18 protein-coding genes are annotated in these 15,809 nt (G+C 61.3%); 8 read left to right on the top strand and 10 right to left on the bottom strand.

Annotated features, from left to right (window positions below; genetic code table 11):
• Window positions 1-110: 110 nt before the first annotated feature.
• Window positions 111-1,334, bottom strand: coding sequence for an acyl-CoA dehydrogenase (locus AB4X18_RS14145; RefSeq protein ID WP_370400693.1), 1,224 nt, complete (start codon window positions 1,332-1,334; stop codon window positions 111-113).
• A 101-nt stretch (window positions 1,335-1,435) separates the two neighbouring features.
• Between AB4X18_RS14145 and AB4X18_RS14140 the strand changes: the two genes are divergently transcribed.
• Both AB4X18_RS14140 and AB4X18_RS14135 read left to right on the top strand, forming a co-directional pair.
• Window positions 1,436-2,341: a LysR substrate-binding domain-containing protein gene (locus AB4X18_RS14140; RefSeq protein WP_370400692.1), complete on the top strand. Its 906-nt coding sequence runs from the start codon at window positions 1,436-1,438 to the stop codon at window positions 2,339-2,341.
• Between the two features lie 97 nt (window positions 2,342-2,438).
• Window positions 2,439-2,834: a hypothetical protein gene (locus tag AB4X18_RS14135; RefSeq protein ID WP_432816729.1), complete on the top strand. Its 396-nt coding sequence runs from the start codon at window positions 2,439-2,441 to the stop codon at window positions 2,832-2,834.
• A 191-nt stretch (window positions 2,835-3,025) separates the two neighbouring features.
• On the opposite strand, the gene AB4X18_RS14130 is transcribed toward AB4X18_RS14135, so the two are convergent.
• From AB4X18_RS14130 to AB4X18_RS14110, 5 genes are all read right to left on the bottom strand, one after another.
• Window positions 3,026-3,247, bottom strand: coding sequence for a hypothetical protein (locus tag AB4X18_RS14130; protein ID WP_370400690.1), 222 nt, complete (start codon window positions 3,245-3,247; stop codon window positions 3,026-3,028).
• Between the two features lie 91 nt (window positions 3,248-3,338).
• Window positions 3,339-4,073, bottom strand: coding sequence for an autoinducer binding domain-containing protein (locus tag AB4X18_RS14125; RefSeq protein WP_432816728.1), 735 nt, complete (start codon window positions 4,071-4,073; stop codon window positions 3,339-3,341).
• Window positions 4,074-4,413: 340 nt separating this feature from the next.
• On the bottom strand, window positions 4,414-5,076 hold the full coding sequence (locus AB4X18_RS14120; protein WP_370400688.1) for an SOS response-associated peptidase: 663 nt from the start codon (window positions 5,074-5,076) through the stop codon (window positions 4,414-4,416).
• Window position 5,077: 1 nt separating this feature from the next.
• Complete coding sequence (locus AB4X18_RS14115) at window positions 5,078-6,058, bottom strand: sterol desaturase family protein (protein WP_370400687.1); 981 nt, start codon at window positions 6,056-6,058, stop codon at window positions 5,078-5,080.
• Between the two features lie 130 nt (window positions 6,059-6,188).
• Window positions 6,189-7,238: an alpha/beta hydrolase family protein gene (locus tag AB4X18_RS14110; protein ID WP_432816727.1), complete on the bottom strand. Its 1,050-nt coding sequence runs from the start codon at window positions 7,236-7,238 to the stop codon at window positions 6,189-6,191.
• Between AB4X18_RS14110 and AB4X18_RS14105 the strand changes: the two genes are divergently transcribed.
• A complete protein-coding gene (locus tag AB4X18_RS14105; protein WP_370400685.1) occupies window positions 7,237-8,400 on the top strand; it encodes a helix-turn-helix domain-containing protein in 1,164 nt (387 codons plus the stop codon). The genes AB4X18_RS14110 and AB4X18_RS14105 overlap by 2 nt on opposite strands.
• A 113-nt stretch (window positions 8,401-8,513) precedes the next feature.
• Here the strand turns inward: AB4X18_RS14105 and AB4X18_RS14100 are convergent, their stop codons facing one another.
• A complete protein-coding gene (locus tag AB4X18_RS14100; protein WP_370400684.1) occupies window positions 8,514-10,070 on the bottom strand; it encodes a bifunctional metallophosphatase/5'-nucleotidase in 1,557 nt (518 codons plus the stop codon).
• Window positions 10,071-10,201: 131 nt separating this feature from the next.
• Between AB4X18_RS14100 and AB4X18_RS14095 the strand changes: the two genes are divergently transcribed.
• Genes AB4X18_RS14095 through AB4X18_RS14085 form a run of 3 tightly spaced genes read left to right on the top strand, consistent with a single transcriptional unit; the run spans window position 10,202 to window position 12,023 of the window.
• The gene (locus AB4X18_RS14095) at window positions 10,202-10,552 is read left to right on the top strand and encodes a DUF952 domain-containing protein (RefSeq protein ID WP_432816726.1); all 351 of its coding nucleotides are present in this window, start codon (window positions 10,202-10,204) and stop codon (window positions 10,550-10,552) included.
• Window positions 10,549-10,980 carry a DUF1330 domain-containing protein gene (locus AB4X18_RS14090; protein WP_370400683.1) on the top strand — a complete coding sequence of 144 codons (432 nt, stop codon included), beginning with the start codon at window positions 10,549-10,551 and terminating at the stop codon, window positions 10,978-10,980. Before AB4X18_RS14095 ends, AB4X18_RS14090 begins: the two co-directional genes overlap by 4 nt.
• Window positions 10,977-12,023, top strand: a complete 1,047-nt coding sequence (locus AB4X18_RS14085; RefSeq protein ID WP_432816725.1) for a quinone-dependent dihydroorotate dehydrogenase — start codon at window positions 10,977-10,979, stop codon at window positions 12,021-12,023. The genes AB4X18_RS14090 and AB4X18_RS14085 overlap by 4 nt, the downstream gene beginning before the upstream one ends.
• A gap of 262 nt (window positions 12,024-12,285) precedes the next feature.
• On the opposite strand, the gene AB4X18_RS14080 is transcribed toward AB4X18_RS14085, so the two are convergent.
• The 3 genes from AB4X18_RS14080 to AB4X18_RS14070 are packed head-to-tail and all read right to left on the bottom strand — an operon-like array spanning window position 12,286 to window position 14,550.
• On the bottom strand, window positions 12,286-13,617 hold the full coding sequence (locus AB4X18_RS14080; protein ID WP_370400681.1) for an MATE family efflux transporter: 1,332 nt from the start codon (window positions 13,615-13,617) through the stop codon (window positions 12,286-12,288).
• Window position 13,618: 1 nt separating this feature from the next.
• Window positions 13,619-14,131 (bottom strand): PaaI family thioesterase, encoded by a 513-nt coding sequence (locus AB4X18_RS14075; protein ID WP_370400680.1) that lies wholly within the window; start codon window positions 14,129-14,131, stop codon window positions 13,619-13,621.
• Window positions 14,128-14,550, bottom strand: a complete 423-nt coding sequence (locus tag AB4X18_RS14070) for a PaaI family thioesterase (protein ID WP_370400679.1) — start codon at window positions 14,548-14,550, stop codon at window positions 14,128-14,130. Before AB4X18_RS14070 ends, AB4X18_RS14075 begins: the two co-directional genes overlap by 4 nt.
• A gap of 118 nt (window positions 14,551-14,668) precedes the next feature.
• Between AB4X18_RS14070 and AB4X18_RS14065 the strand changes: the two genes are divergently transcribed.
• Window positions 14,669-15,037 (top strand): MerR family transcriptional regulator, encoded by a 369-nt coding sequence (locus AB4X18_RS14065; protein WP_370400678.1) that lies wholly within the window; start codon window positions 14,669-14,671, stop codon window positions 15,035-15,037.
• Between the two features lie 345 nt (window positions 15,038-15,382).
• Window positions 15,383-15,784 (top strand): MerR family transcriptional regulator, encoded by a 402-nt coding sequence (locus tag AB4X18_RS14060; RefSeq protein WP_370402634.1) that lies wholly within the window; start codon window positions 15,383-15,385, stop codon window positions 15,782-15,784.
• The last annotated feature ends 25 nt before the right edge of the window (window positions 15,785-15,809 follow it).

Genomic DNA, 15,809 nt, shown 5'->3' with positions numbered 1-15,809 from the left:
GTCCAGCGATGCTCCAAAACAGATTTCAGGCCTCTGGCAGCGGGATTTATGGCCAAAAAGAGGAAACCACCCGGCCCCTCTTTTTGGCTTCAAATACCCTCTTGCCGTCTTCAGAAAAACGCCTGAAGGCCTGTTTGGGCGCGGCCCAGGATCAACGCGTGCACGTCATGGGTGCCCTCGTAGGTGTTCACGGTTTCCAGGTTCATCATATGGCGGATCACCTGGAATTCGCCCGAAATGCCGTTGCCGCCGTGCATGTCACGGGCATGACGCGCCACATCCAGCGCCTTGCCGCAGTTGTTGCGCTTGACGATCGAGATCATTTCCGGCGCGGCATTGGCCTGATCCATCAGGCGGCCCACCTGCAACGATCCCTGAAGGCCCAGCGAAATTTCGGTCATCATATCCGCGAGCTTTTTCTGGAACAGCTGTGTCTGTGCGAGCGGCTTACCGAACTGCTTGCGGTCCAGCCCATACTGGCGTGCGGCGTGCCAGCAGAATTCCGCAGCCCCCATCGCGCCCCATGAAATGCCATAACGCGCGCGGTTCAGACAGCCGAACGGTCCCTTCAGGCCTTGCACATGCGGCAGCAGCGCGTCTTCGCTGACCTCGACATTATCCATCACGATCTCACCGGTGACAGAGGCGCGCAGCGACAGCTTGTTACCGACCTTTGGCGCGCTCAGGCCCTTCATGCCCTTTTCCAGCACGAAACCACGGATCTTGCCGCCGTGTTCTTCGGATTTGGCCCAGACCACAAAGACATCCGCGATCGGCGCGTTGGAAATCCACATCTTCGAACCGTTCAGCTTGTAGCCATTGGCGGTCTTGACCGCGCGGGTCTTCATGCCCGCCGGGTCGGAACCCGCGTCAGGTTCGGTCAGGCCAAAACAGCCGATCCATTCGCCCGACGCGAGCTTGGGCAGGAATTTCTTGCGCTGCGCTTCGGAGCCATAGGCATAGATCGGATACATGACCAGCGATGCCTGCACCGACATCATCGACCGATAGCCACTGTCCACCCGCTCCACCTCGCGCGCGACAAGGCCATAGGAGACATAGTTGCCGCCCAGACCGCCGTATTCCTCGGGGATGGTGACACCCAGCAGACCCATATCGCCCATCTCGCGGAAGATCGACGGATCCGTTGTTTCATTGGCATAGGCGTCGATCACGCGCGGTTGCAGCTTTTCCTGCGCATAGGCGCGGGCGCTGTCCTGGATCATGCGTTCGTCTTCTGTCAGCTGATCGGCAAGGCGAAAAGGGTCGGACCAATCGAATGTGCCCAGATCGGGGGCATCTTTGGCGCGCAGGATGGGGGCTTCGGCGTTCATGGCATATCCTCTCGAATGAGTTGGGGTTGCCAGCCTTATTGCAAATTCCGGCCCGAAACACTATCGCTGCTTTGGACTGAATGCATGAGAAAAAGTCATAGATGATCGCGCCGCGCCGTTTCCTGCCTTCCATTTCGGCCCTGCTTGCTTTCGAAGCGGTGGCCCGTCTGGGCAGTGCCACCCGCGCGGCACAGGAATTGTCGCTGACCCAGAGTGCAATCAGCCGACAGCTCAAGACGCTGGAGGAGCAGTTGGGTGTGGCCCTGATTGCGCGGCAAGGACGGCAACTGCAGCTGACGGCCGCCGGGCAGGTCTATGTCGGGCAGGTCCGCGATATCCTCAACACGCTGGCGCAAGCCTCTGTCGCGGCGCGGTCTAACACGGGCGGCGGCACGCTGAACCTTGCCATCCTGCCCGCCTTCGGGATGCACTGGCTGGCCCCCCGCCTGCGCGACTTCGCCTTGGCGGAGCCCGAAATGACCGTCAACCTGTCCACCCGGCTGCGGCCCTTCGACATTGCCCAAAGCGCCTTTGATGCCGCCATTCACTTCGGACATGAAGACTGGCCCGGTGTGCGGTATCTGCCGCTGATGGCGGAAACGGTGGTGCCGGTCTGTGCGCCTGATTTGATGGCCGCACCGGTAAGCGTCCCCGCCGACATGATGCACCATCCGCTTTTGCATCTTGAAACCCGCCCGCGCGGCTGGGCGCGCTGGCTTTCCGCCCACGGGATCGACACCGAACCACCCGCAGGCATGATGTTCGATCAATTCTCTACCATGGCGCAGGCGGCCATCCACGGTCTGGGGGTTGCCTTGCTGCCGACCTTCTTTGCGGAACCCTACCTGCGCGACGGGCAATTGGTCCGCGCAGCCGCGCAGGATGCGCAAAGCATCGGGCGTTACTATCTGGTCTGGCCGGAGGACCGCGCGGAAAGCGCTGCGTTGCGCGCTTTTCGCGATTGGCTGGCCAGTCAGGCGCTCAGCGATGCGACTGAAAGCCGTTAAAAGGTCAAAAACCCTGAAATCTGCCAAATTTTCGCCGCATTCTTTGATTAACGATACGAACAAGTAACCGGGTGGGGCCGTTACAAGGAGCATTGTCATGCTTTATTCTTTCCGCAAAGGCGCCTTTGCCCTTGCCGCTGCTGTCACACTTGCCGGTACTGCCGCGCAGGCTGAAACGCATTCGGTCCTGATCGTCGATGGCGGGTTCTTCCCGCCCGTGGTCCACGTGCAACCGGGTGACGAGATCGAGTTCACCAACAACAGCGAATCCGTTCAGATCATCACGGGCGACGCCGAAAGCTGGACGTCGGGCGAGATCGAACTGGACAGCACCTATTTGCTGGCCGTGAACGAAGAACTGCCACATGGTTTCGTGGCCGTGATCGTTCAGGGTGAAGCCGACGCCGGCGAAGGCGACGGCGATACGGACGCCGGCAACGAAGGCGCGCTTGAGCTTTACGGCGAATTCACTTTCGAGCCTGCACCCATCTGATATCTGTCGGCGGCGAACCACGCCAGTACCGCATGATATCTACGCGCTGGAAGGCGTCGTGTTGAGAGGGCACGGCGCCTTTTGGTATATCAAACGTCACTGGTGACTTCATGTCGTTTTACGACACGTGAGGCCACCCAGGCCCCAGAGAAACCAGGGTCGTAATAGGGGTGGACCTTTTGCAGGACTTCCTATTCCTGTTTGCTCAATCGGGTGGCCAACCTGGATAATTCGGCAGAGCAGAGGATCAAACTGGACACCGTTGTTGCGCAGACTTCTCCCGCGACTTCGTATGCGGCGCATTCAACCAGTTTTGCAGCATATTCGACCGTCATCATGCCTTTCCGGTCAGGCGGCAGAGCGTCCAGATACGTCATGAAATCCTCAAGCGGCTTTTCTATGTCGGACTCCATCGGACGTTTTCCTTCACATGCTGTTGCAATATGGCGGAGCGGTACGTCAATGTCCGTGCATCGGAAAGTCACTTACCTAAGGGACAAGCCGCTACTCCGTACCCGACGCGTTATGGGGCACCATGCCCGTCTTGAGCCCGAGCACAGCAGCCGAAACCCTGTCGTTGACCCCAAGCTTGGCGAATATCCGTTTGGACAAAGTATCCACCGTGTGTCGCGATATTCCCAGAATCTCTGCAATGACGCTGTTGGCTTTCCCCCGGCTTATCCAATGAAGGACCTGAGCTTCGCGGTTTGACAGGGCGATTGGCTTTTCTTCGGAATGCTTTGTCAGATCACACAGGCAGTTATGAATTGCCTGGCAGATTAACTGAAGTTCGGCCAGCTCCCGATCAGAGGGCGCCGGACCATAGCAGCCATACCCAAGCGCGAAATAGCCGTCCTTCCCGCTGGGGCCGGAGACAGACACGCTGACGCCGTCGCCTGTTTCTGCGTCCCTCAGATCTGCCAGATACTGTTTATGACGTTTCGCCAGGTCCGGGTGCCTTCCGAATCTCGACCATAGAACAGGGACAGCGGACCGGCGGGCAATCGTAGGAAACGGGTCATCGAGTTGACGGCGGGACGCAGTGTACCGGGTCGCAAAGCCTTGCGAAAACCCGACCTGATCAATGAAAAAATGTTCCGGGTGTCCGGCGACGGAGTGCACATATGCCATCCGCCTGAATCCCATGGCCCGGAATACCCTGAATGAAATTCGACGCAGTTGACTGACGGTTTTTGCTGAGAGAACCGCGTCAATGCGTTCTGCAAATTCCTTCGTCATACACCCTCCTGCGAAACAGCGTAGTACGTCGAACCGCTGTTTCAACCTATCGGGTGTGGGCTGGAGAAGGCTGAGAGCGGTCACCGCCGCATCGTCTGTCGCTCTGGCAATTCACTGTATCGGACGTGATCCGGCAACGGTCGGCTCCATCTTGCGCCAAACCGGTTTCGGAGACTTGGCAACAGCGAATGAGATTGAACGTCACGCCATGAACGATGGATGTGTCCACTGCTCTTTCACCCGAGAGACGCGGGTCGCCACGGTTTGCCCTGCGTGTTTGTACGCAACAGATCGGATCTAGGTCGGTTCCTGAACGCCTCCGGCACCATCGCAGGCGAAGCTAGACTGGCGCGATCAACTCGGGCCCGGACGCTCGATTGGAATTAACCGCCCGGTCCACGCGGTGCCAGCGCAGTTGATCCTCCGGCCCCGCCTCCATCAACCGCGCAGCACCCTTGCCCGCCTCCCCCAGCCAGAGCGGCCAGTCGCGCTGTTCCACGATCACGGGCTGGCGGTGGTGGATGGCCTGCATGGCCGCGTTGGCGGCGGTGGTGACGATGGCACATGTACGGATGGCGGCGCCTTGCGCGTCCGTCCAGTCCTGCCAGACAGAGGCAAAGGCGATGGGAGCGCCATCAGACCGGGTAATGTACCAAGGGTCACGCCCACCGTCGGCGTCCTTGGTCCATTCATAGAACCCCGTGGCCACAATCAGCCCGCGGCGCGCACGGGCAGCCGCACGAAAGGCGGGTTTTTCGGCAATGGTTTCGGACCTTGCATTAATCAGAAGCGGGCCGTCGTTCGGTTTCTTGTACCACGTCGGGATGAACCCCCAGCGCATCCCCTGCAAACGCCGTGCGCCATCGTCGCTGGTGACGACGTGCACGGTGTTGGTGGGGCAGACGTTATAATTCTCTGCCGTTGGCAGGTCATTGTCGGGGGCGGCTGCAAAAAGCTGTGCCATCGCATCGGGCGGCAGTGTAACGGCCATGCGCCCACACATATCAGGCTCCGGTCATCCGGCGGCGGCGTTCCTTGATCCGCGCATCGGCTGCTTGCGTGCCATCGTGGAAAGACCCAAAGAACTTGTCCCACGGAATTTCGAGCGAACCGTAGTTACATTCGAAATACCGATGATGCATCTGGTGATGGAAAGTCCCCAGTTTCAGGCGGTTCTGATCCTTGAGCACCAGCCCCTCGAACCCGGTGTGGGTCGTGGCCGCCGTCAGCGCATAGTATTGCAGGTGGTAAAGGATATGCACCGGGTGCGCCGCCACAATCCAGTGGATCAGGACGGACCCGAGGAAGATCACATGTTCCACCGGGTGCATCGACAGGCCGGACCACGGCCCGACGTTGATGTTGCGGTGGTGCAGCGCATGAACGTGTTTGTAAAGAAACGGCACATGCAGCAGGCGGTGGATCCAGTAGAAATAGAAGCTTTCCCACACGGGGATCAGCAGGAACAGCGCGATAAACCAGATGGGATGCGCCGCAAACGTCAGCATGGGCGCATATCCGTTGGCCATGGCCCAGAACATCAGCACCTCGTAGGCGGTCCAGACGGTCACACCGCTGGCCAGCGTCCAGAACATGTTGTCGCGGATCTGCCCGCCCAGTGTGAACTGCCTGCCCCTGATCATCAGCGGGCGCGGGTCGAATTTCAGCTTCTGGCCTTGCTTGGTAAAGCTGTAGAAATACAGGTGCAGTCCCCCTGCTACCACGCTCATCAACACAAGGTTGCGCAGCCACATCTGCGCGATCCAGTCCACCGCCAGCGTGCGCGTTTCCTCCAGCGGCGGCTGGAACCAGTAGAATGAGATGAAGGCGAGGCCCACGATAATCAGCCGTTCGGAAATCAGGAACCAGGCATTCCAGACCCACGCCAGCATCTCTGCCGGGCGCAGGGGCCAGCGAAATAACGGGGAGACCTGAAGCGGCACATCGGGCAGATGGTGCCATCCCTTCAAAGGCGCGTCAGACATGGCGGGGGGGTTGGCTAAGTGTCATTCCGGCATCTTGGCCCAGATCGACCCAAGCGCAAAGCCCGCATTGTCGAAAAGGGCAACCGCCGCCCTCGATCGAGGACGGCGATCATGTCAAATGGGGTGCTGTTCAGTTCTGCACCTGACCCGCCGCGCCTGTGAAACCGGCCACCACCGCGCGCAGGATCGTGGCGTGATCCGCTTCCCGCGCTCCGCCCCCCTCCTGGCAGACGATCTCATCGCCTGGTGCTTCGTCGGCCAGAATGGCTTCGGCGCGGGGATTGCACACCCCCAGGAAGTCGAAGTGCGACAGCGTTTCCGGCTCCAGATAGGTGGTGCTGGCCTTTGGCAAGGCCGCCACCAGCGCGCGGGATTCGATATCGAGGTTCAGACCCGAGATATCGCGTGGCGCCCCGAGGACCAGCATGGGCCGCTCGATGTCCGCGAGGCTCTGCTCTGAGAATCCTTGCGTGCCCCCAAGGTCGAAGACCGCAAAGGCCTTGATACGCGGATCGGACAGGTCTTGCTCCATTTCCCGGACATCCGCCGGGGTCCGCGCCACCTGCCACCGGTCGAAGATGCCACAAACCAGTTCGTCGACCTGCATGTCGCACTTGGCCCGGAAGCCGGCCGCGTTGAAACGACCCCCTGCCAGCGCCACCGCCGTGAACCCCCCCAGCGAATGACCGGCCATGAAGACGCGGGTTTCATCCACCAGCGGGATAAGCGCGGGATCGGAAAGCATATGGTCGATCACACGGGAGATGTCGCGCGGTCTGTCCCACAGCATCCGCGCATGATCCGCATCGCGCATCCAGGTCGAGGTACCGGGGTGGTTGATGGCCGCTACGACAAATCCTGCTTGCACCAGCCCATCGGCCAGCCAGCTTTGGTTCATCGCGTTGCCGTACATGCCGTGCGACAGAACAACCAGCGGGCGCTTGCCGGACATCGGGGCACCTCCTTCGATGGCGGTGATGCCTTTCCAGACGACGTTGCCGTGGTGCATTTCGGCCCCGGCCGTATCGGCGGTCGGATACCAAACGAACCCCGTCAGCGGACGGTCGGCGCGCGCATCCTTGACGGTGAGCGGTTCAATGGCGGTTTGCGTTTCCGCCGCCAGCAGCGAGGAAGCGGCGATGCAGAAGCCAAGTGCAGCGCTGTGCAGAAGATGTCTCATGTCCCATGTCCTTTCTTGGGGTGGTGATGACATTGACCTTGCCCATGATCCCAATCAGAACAACGCCTTGAGGGGCCAAACCCTGTCCTGCATCACGTTTCAGGACAGCCCGTGCGCAAAGGAGGACAAGTTGGGACCACAAATGACCAGTATCCCGCTGCCGATACTGTCGGCGCTGCTGTGTCTGGCCGTCGCTGCCGTGGTGCTGCGCCTTGATCTGGGCCGACGGGCTGCGGGGCGATTCCTTGCGGTGCTATTCGCGATCTTCGCGGCAGAATCGGTGCTGGTGGGTTTACGCTTTGGCTATGGCGTCGAAACCCTGACCCCTTTGCAACGGATGTTGCCGCTTTTCGTCGGGCCGGTGATGTATCTTGGGTTCTTGAGCCTCGCGGTGGAACGCCAGACCCTGAAGCGCGCGGCCCTGTTGCACCTTGGGACTGCGGTCTTGCTGAACGGGGTTGTGGCGTTGCCCTTTGTCGGCCTCAGCGCGACGGATCTTGCGATCGTGGGAAGCTACCTTTTTTATCTGGGCGCGCTATTGATCCTGTGGCGTGCGGGGCCGGACAGGCTTGTGCATGCGCGCCTTGACATCGCGCCCCACCTGACGCGCTGGATGCTTTCGGCAGCGGGGCTTCTTGCCGTGATCCTGTTGATGGACACGGCCATCGCGCTGAGCTTTGCGGTGGGGGAAGGCACACGGGCGGCGCGCATGATCTCTTACGGTTCGATGGTGCTGATCGCCGTCTTGCTGATCACGCTGGCCAGCCTGCCATCGTTGATGGCCGCACGTCCGGTCGCGGTATCACGGCCGCGCGAGGACCCGGAAGGGGACGCGGCACAGATCGCAACCGACGCGCGCGATCTGCTGACCCGGACCGGACTTTATCTGGATCCCGACCTTTCCGTACAACGGCTGGCCCGTCGTCTGCACCTGCCAGAACGCCGATTGTCAGCGGCCATCAACCAGATCGAAGGGGTCAACGTCTCTCAGTTCGTGAACGGGTTCCGGTTGGCCCATGCCGCTGATCTGTTGCGGGGCAGCGATGACAGTGTGGCGCGGATCATGGCGCAATCGGGGTTTCTGACCCGGTCGAACTTCTACCGCGAATTTACGCGCGTCTATGGCATGTCTCCGGCCAGTTACCGCAGGCCAGCGCGATGAGCCATTCCGAGTGACCAGCGCGGCCGACAGATGTGCTTGCCGTCCCGGCCCCGAAAAAGGGCGCAGCCAACATGGCCGCGCCCTTGGGTTTTATCGGTGTCTTTGCGCCCGGCTTACTTCACGGTGATACGGCCATCCGTTTTCGGCGCGTAAGGCGCGTTTTCGGCCAGATACTCTGCCGTGACATCAGCCAGATCGGGCCCGAAATCATAGGCGTTGGCGGCGGTCTTGAACATGTCGTAGCCATCCCCGCCATTGCGCACATAGTTGTTGCTGACCACGCCATACACCTTGTCCATTTCAAGCGGCGCACCGCCCACCATGACGTCGCTGACACGGCTGCCTGCTTCGGCAGATGCGTCAAAGGCATAGGTCATGCCCGCGACCTGAGGGAAACGGCCAGCACCCTCTTCGACCTGGCTGACACCGTTCTCCAGCGCCGCCAACAGCACCTCACCCGTGACCTGGAAGGTCGACAGCGTGTTCTGGAACGGCAGCACCGTCAGCACTTCGCCCATGGTCACTTCACCCGCGTCGATGGAGGCCCGGATACCGCCGCCGTTCTGGATCGCGACCTGAATGCCCTGATCGGCCACACGTGCCAGCATCGCGTCGGCAATCAGCGTCCCCATGGAACATTCCTGCGACCGGCAAACCTCGCGGTCGCCGCCCAAAGGCTTATCGATGGAGGTCACGACCTTTGAACGGATTTCCTCAAGCGGTTTGGCAGCCTCGGCAATGCGCGCCACCGTGCCTTCATCCTCGGTCACGGCGGCATCCATCACCAACGGCTCCCCGGTGGCGGCGGTGATCATGCCTGCGTCGTCAAACGTGACATCCAGCGCGCCAAGGAACTTGCCATAGGCGTAGGCCTGCACGATCGCGGTATCACCGACCATCGTCGGGTATGGCCCTGCCGCACGGTCACTGGTGTTGCTCAGCAGCGTGTTGGAGTGACCGCCGACGATCACATCCACACCCGTCGTTTCCGCCGCGACGCGTTGATCAACGCCGTAGCCGGAATGGCTGAGCACGATGATCTTGTTGATGCCTTCGGCGGTCAGCTTGTCCACTTCGCCCTGAACGGCAGCAACCGGATCGGAGAACGTGATGTTGTCCCCCGGAGAGGCCAGTTCATCCGTGTCCTGCGGGGTCAGGCCGATCAGGCCCAGCTTCTCCCCGCCCCGCTCGATTACGGTGGATTTGGCGAGCGTATCCGCCAACAGCGGTTCGGCCGAGACATCCGCGTTCGACATCAGCACCGGGAAATCCACGGCATCCATGAAGCCGCGCAAAACTTCGGGGCCATCATCGAATTCGTGGTTGCCCACGGTCATCGCGTCATAGCCCATCTTGTTCATCATCTCGGCGGCCAGCTTGCCTTTGTAGTAGGTATAGAACAGCGTGCCCTGGAACTGGTCGCCACCGTCCACGAGAATCGAATTGTTGGTCTGGGCGCGCGCATCGGCAATGGCGGTCATCAGGCGGGCGGAGCCGCCAAAGCATTTGCCTTCGCCATTGTCCTCCGCAGAGCACGGCCCGTCATACTTGCTGATTGGCTCAAACCGGGCGTGGAAGTCATTGGTGTGCAGGATGGTCAGCTTGTACTCCGCGGCGGCCATGCCCGCGGTCAGGGCAAGGGCGGCGGTGGCAGTCATGAGGTGTTTCATGGTGGAAGGCTCCCGTTGGTTTTTTATCTGATGTCGCATGGTGGCGCGGCGCGCTGTGGGAGTCAAAGCAGATGTTGCGGCATCCTGTTCCTGTCTTGACCACTGCCCGATCCGCAGGCATCACCTTGCACATGCTGATATACAAAATCCTACGCGGTCCGGAATGGGCTGCCCTGCGCAAAGATGGTGACACCGACGGCGCGCCGATTGATCTGGCCGATGGCTATGTGCATTTTTCCACCGCCGCACAGGCTGCGGAAACGGCGGTCAAGCACTTTGCGGATCAGGACGATCTTTTTCTTGTCGCGGTGGACGCGGAACGGCTGGGCGATGCGCTGAAATGGGAAGTGTCGCGCGGCGGGGCGGAATTTCCGCATCTCTATGCCAAGCTGAAGCTTGAAGACGTCGCATGGGCCCAGCCCCTGCCGCTTCAGGACGGAAAGCACCAATTCCCCCCCGGTCTGGAGGAAGCCAGCGCATGACCGGCTTTGTCGATCCCGACCGCGCGCAGTTCGAGGCCTTCAAGGCAATGGACCGGGACACGCCCATCGAGATGCTGAACCTCGTGGCGTTCAACGATCTGGCGAATTATCCCGGCGATCACGTGCTGGCCCGCGACGGTTTGAAAGGCGGCGAGGCTTACGCGCTTTACGGCAAGGAAACCGCGCCAATCCTGAAAAAGGTTGGCGGTGAGATCATCTGGCGTGCGGGTTTTGAGCTGACCCTGATCGGCCCCGGAGATGAAGTATGGGATGCGATGTTCATCGCCCGCTATCCTGATGCGAAGGCCTTCCTCGCCATGGTGACCGACCCCGCGTATCAAAAGGCAGTTGTGCATCGGCAGGCCGCCGTGCGAACGTCGCGCCTGATCCGCACGCGCGGGGGCACGCCCGGACAAGCATTCGGATGAGCGCACTGATAGAGCGGCTGGGCCTGACGGCCCTGCGCCAGATAGACCCCGAACGCGCACATGGGCTGGCGATCCGCGCGCTGCAACTGGGCCTGACGCCCGCGCCCGGCCCGATCACCAGCTCCCGTTTGGCCACCACACTTGCAGGCATGGCCCTGCCCAACCCGCTGGGCCTTGCGGCAGGATTTGACAAGAACGCCACGGCCATCGCCCCGCTCTCGCGGGCGGGGTTCGGCTTTATCGAGGCGGGGGCCGCGACGCCCCTGCCTCAGCCGGGCAATCCGCGTCCGCGCCTGTTTCGCCTGACCGAAGATGCGGCTTCGATCAACCGGTTTGGTTTCAACAATGACGGCGCCGACGCCATCTGCTCCCGGCTCGCGGCGCGCAAGGCAACACCGGTTCCTGTTGGCCTCAACCTTGGCGCCAACAAGACCAGCAGCGACCGCGCGGCGGATTTTGCCCGCGTCATGGAAGCCGCACGGGACCACGTGGATTTCGCGACGGTCAATGTCTCCTCTCCCAACACCGAAAAGCTGCGCGATCTTCAGGGCAAGGCGGCGCTGGCGGGATTGCTGGAAGGTGTGATGTCGGTGCGGGGCGACACGCCGGTGTTCCTGAAAATCGCGCCCGATCTGACCGATGCAGAGATCGCGGACGTGGCAGAGGTTGCCACGCAGGCGGGCATCGCAGCCATCATCGCCACCAATACGACGCTGGACCGCGATGGCCTGCGGTCAGCGCACAAGAAGGAAGCAGGCGGTCTGGCCGGCAAACCGCTGTTCGACAAATCCACCCGCGTGCTGGCGCGCCTTTCGGCGCTGACCGATTTGCCTTTGGTCGGTGTCGGCGGGATCAGCACCGCGCAGGATGCCTACGACAAGATCAGCGCGGGGGCGTCTGCGTTGCAGCTTTACACCGCACTTGTGTACGGCGGTTTGTCGCTGGTGACGGAGATCGTGACCGGGCTGGAGACGCTGCTGGCACGTGACGGGTTTGCCAATGTGGCGGATGCGGTCGGTACCCGGACACGGGACTGGGTCTGACCTGCATCCCTCTGGGCTGGAGCCGCCGTCGCTTGAGCACAGGCAGGATGGCAGGCGGGCGGCTTGCCAAGAGGAATCGCCGAGGGACCCGCTTGCGGGAGACGGCTATTGCTCTTGGGAAGCAGGCTGCATGCTGTCATGACAGGGATCAAGTGAGGGCGGCTCCAGCCCCTCTGGGATGGTGAGCCTGAAGCGCCAATTCAAAAAATGTAATGCGGCGCAGCCGCTCAATCAGATCACGCCAATACGGCACCGCGTCACGTTACACCGCCCGCTCCAAAGCCGGATAGCGCGCGCCAAGGGTCACCCCCCGCGCCACGAACGAGATCAGCATCGCACACCAAAGCCCATGGTTGCCCAATGGCGGCAGCAACACGAAGGCTGCCACGACATAGACGGCAAAGGAAATCACCATCATGTTGCGCATGTCGGCCGACCGTGTGGCACCGACGAAGATACCGTCCAGCATGAAGGGCGGCAGACCCACCAGTGGCACCAGCACCAGATAAGGCAGATAGACGCGCGCCGCCTCCTGCACCTCGGGGGCCTTGGCCATCAGATCGATAATCGCGCCGCCACCCAGCGCAAAGACCAGCATCAGCAGACCACTTGCCACCAACCCCCAGAGCGACGTCAGCACCGCCGCCCGCCGCAACACCTCCCGTTGCCGTGCGCCGACGGCGCGACCCACCAGCGCCTCGGCCGAAAAGGCAAAGCCGTCCAGCCCGTGTGCGGTGATCATCAGGAACTGCAAGAGCACCTGATTTGCCGCCAGCGTCACGTCACCCAGTCCCGATCCCATGAAAAGGAAAGACACGAATATCGCTTCCAGCAGCAGCGACCGGATCAGGATGTCGCGGTTCAGCCGGAACATCCGCATCCAGCGCGCGGCGTCGAACACCCGCGCCCAGACGCGCCATGCGGCATCCGCAAAGACCGCGCGGCAAAACCAGAGCCCTAGCGCCAACCCCGACCATTCCGCAATGAAGGTGGCAAAGGCAACACCGCCCACACCCCAGCCCAGCCCCAGCACGAACCAGATATCCAGAACCATGTTCAGCCCGTTCATCCAGACCTGCAGCACCAGCACCGCGCGGGTGCGTTCCTGTGCGATCAACCAGCCGGTGATGGCGTAAAGGGAGATTGCTGCGGGCGCGGACCAGATGCGGATGGACATGTATTGCTGGGCAAGTGTCTCGACCTCTGCCGAAGCGGGCGCAAGCCGGAAGGCGGCCCAGAAGATCGGCACCTGCAAAAGCATCACCAACAGGCCGCCGATGCCCCCGATCAGCAATCCACGCGTGAGCAGCGCCGCAACCTCCGCACTGTCGCCTTCTCCGGCGGCTTGGGCCGTCAGGCCGACCGTGCCCATGCGCAGAAAACCGAAGACCCAGTATATCGCGGAAATGATGATCGCGCCGATGCCCACCGCACCGATGGGCGCTGCAAGGCCCATCTGGCCCACCACGCCGGTATCCACCGCCCCCAGTATCGGCACCGTGGCGTTCGAGATCACGACCGGCAGCGCGATGTTCAGCACGCGGCGGTGGGTGATCTCCGCGCGCGGGTCAGGCTGGACGGCAGCGTCCGACATGTCAGGGATCGCGGGGTGGCATCAGGAAATGGCCCGTCGCCTGTGCAAACAGGCGCGAGCGGTTGTCCTGCCAGGCCTCCACATGAACGCTGGCATAACGTCGCCCGGACCGGTTGATGCGCGCGCGCGCATAGGCGTCGCGTGGCAGGCCGGAGCGCAGGTAATCAACGGTGAAATCAATCGTCTTGGGCAGACGCGGCAGCAGGCCCGGATCAGCGTCCGCCCCGTCCAGCGCGCCGCTTTCCATCTCTTCCCATATCAGCCGCCAGTTAAGGTTGATGATTGCCGTCACTTCCAGGAATGCCGCCGTGGCCCCGCCGTGCAGCGCAGGCAGGATCGGATTGCCGATCAGATCGTCCTTGAAGGGCAGCAGCGCCGTTAATTCATCCCCGCGCCGTTCGAATTGAATGCCGAGAAACTGGATATAGGGCACCCCGTCCACCATTGCACGAAGTACCGCATCCCGGCGCTGCTTGACGACCTGTACTGGCTCCACGGGCCGACGCGCGCTCATTTCGTATCCTCAACGGTGAAAGTGCCTGTGGCGGTGGCGACCGGATTGTCCGTATCGGCGTCCATCGCCGTTGCCCGCACGAAGGCGACCGACCGGGTCACGTGATAGCAGGTGGCCTGCGCAACGATGGTCTGTCCCGGGTTGGCGGCCCGCAGATATTCAATGCGCAGATCGATCGTCGCGGTGCCGCCATTGTTTTTCGGATGGGTCATCACGGCCGCCCCGCAGCAGGTATCCATCAGCGCCGACACCGCGCCGCCATGTACGACACCGGTACGGGGATCGCCAACGAGGTGATCGGCATAGGGCATGGCAAGCGACACCTCGCCTTCTTCCATCTTCTCGGTATACATGCCCAGCGCCCGGGCATGGGGAAGGGCCGCGATGAACTGCTCGGCCAGCTTGGTTTTCTGCGACATCCGCTGAGGTCCCTTTTGGTTGCCCCTTTATTGTGCCGCCTCACCCAAAGGGCAAGCCGCCCATTGCCCTTCGTTTGCGTTGCCCCTACCGTTCGCCCCACGGGGAGAGGAGGATCACATGGCCGACGGCAAGCTCAATTTCAAGGAAATGTGCGCCGCGTTTGACGTCACCCCACGCACGCTGCGGTATTACGAGTATATTGAACTGCTGCATCCCGAACGCGATGGCCGCGCCCGGCATTACGGTGCGCGCGAACAGGCCCGCATGAAACTGATCATGCGCGGGCGCAAATTCGGCTTTGCGCTGGAAGACATTCGGCAATGGCTGTTGATGTACGAAAAGGAAGGCACCGAACCGCAGATGCGCGTCTGGGTGGAAATGGCCGACCGACAGCTCAAGGAGCTGGCAGATCAGCGCAACCAGCTTGACGAAGCCATGGCGGAACTCAAGCAGCTGCGCGACGAGACGGCCGCCGCGCTGGATTGAACCCCTCCGCTGCCGCCCCTCAAACCCGATCAATCATCCTGCGAATCCCGTGTTTCTGCGGTGTGATCCTGCGGGGCTTTGGCGTATTCTTGCTGGTTCGGGGTCGTTTTCCGGCTCGGAGTCAAGTTATCTGCAAATCTGATGCAAGCTGCTGTTATTTCCCCCTGATTATGCAGAATCCCCTGTCTTACTGCCGCTTACGTTAATTCACCTTGCGTAAAGTCGAAAAGTGACGTGACGTCCCTGTTACGTCAAGCTGTTGCCCTGTTGTATGGAGTTGGAAAAGGACCCAAGTGCAGTGGGACTTCAACGGAAACAAATATCCTTACGATGGGATTTGATATGATGAACACTGACACGATGACGATCCGCCAGATGTGCGATGCATTTGATGTGACCCCGCGCACCCTGCGCTTTTATGAAGCCAAGGAATTGCTTTTTCCAATCCGCGAAGGCCAGAAGCGCCTGTTCACCAAACGCGACCGCGCGCGGCTCAAGTTGATCTTGCGCGGCAAGCGCTTTGGCTTCAGCCTTGAAGAAATTCGCCAGTTGCTGAACCTCTACAAGAAGGGCCAGGAACAGCGCACCCAAATCTCGCGTGCCTATGAAATTGCCTGTGAACGCCTTGCCATGCTGGAAGCCCAGCGCGAGGAACTGACAGGCGCAATCGATGACCTCAAGGACCAGCTGAAGTGGGGCGAGAAGATGATCGCGTCGCTTGGTCAGGCCCGCGCCGCGGCGGAATAATCCGACGCATCTGAAAGTATTAAGA

Source organism: Sulfitobacter rhodophyticola, assembly GCF_041281685.2.
Lineage (GTDB): Bacteria > Pseudomonadota > Alphaproteobacteria > Rhodobacterales > Rhodobacteraceae > Sulfitobacter.
The sequence above is the reverse complement of the archived record's forward strand: the minus strand, read 5'-3'. Positions and strand labels throughout refer to the sequence as shown.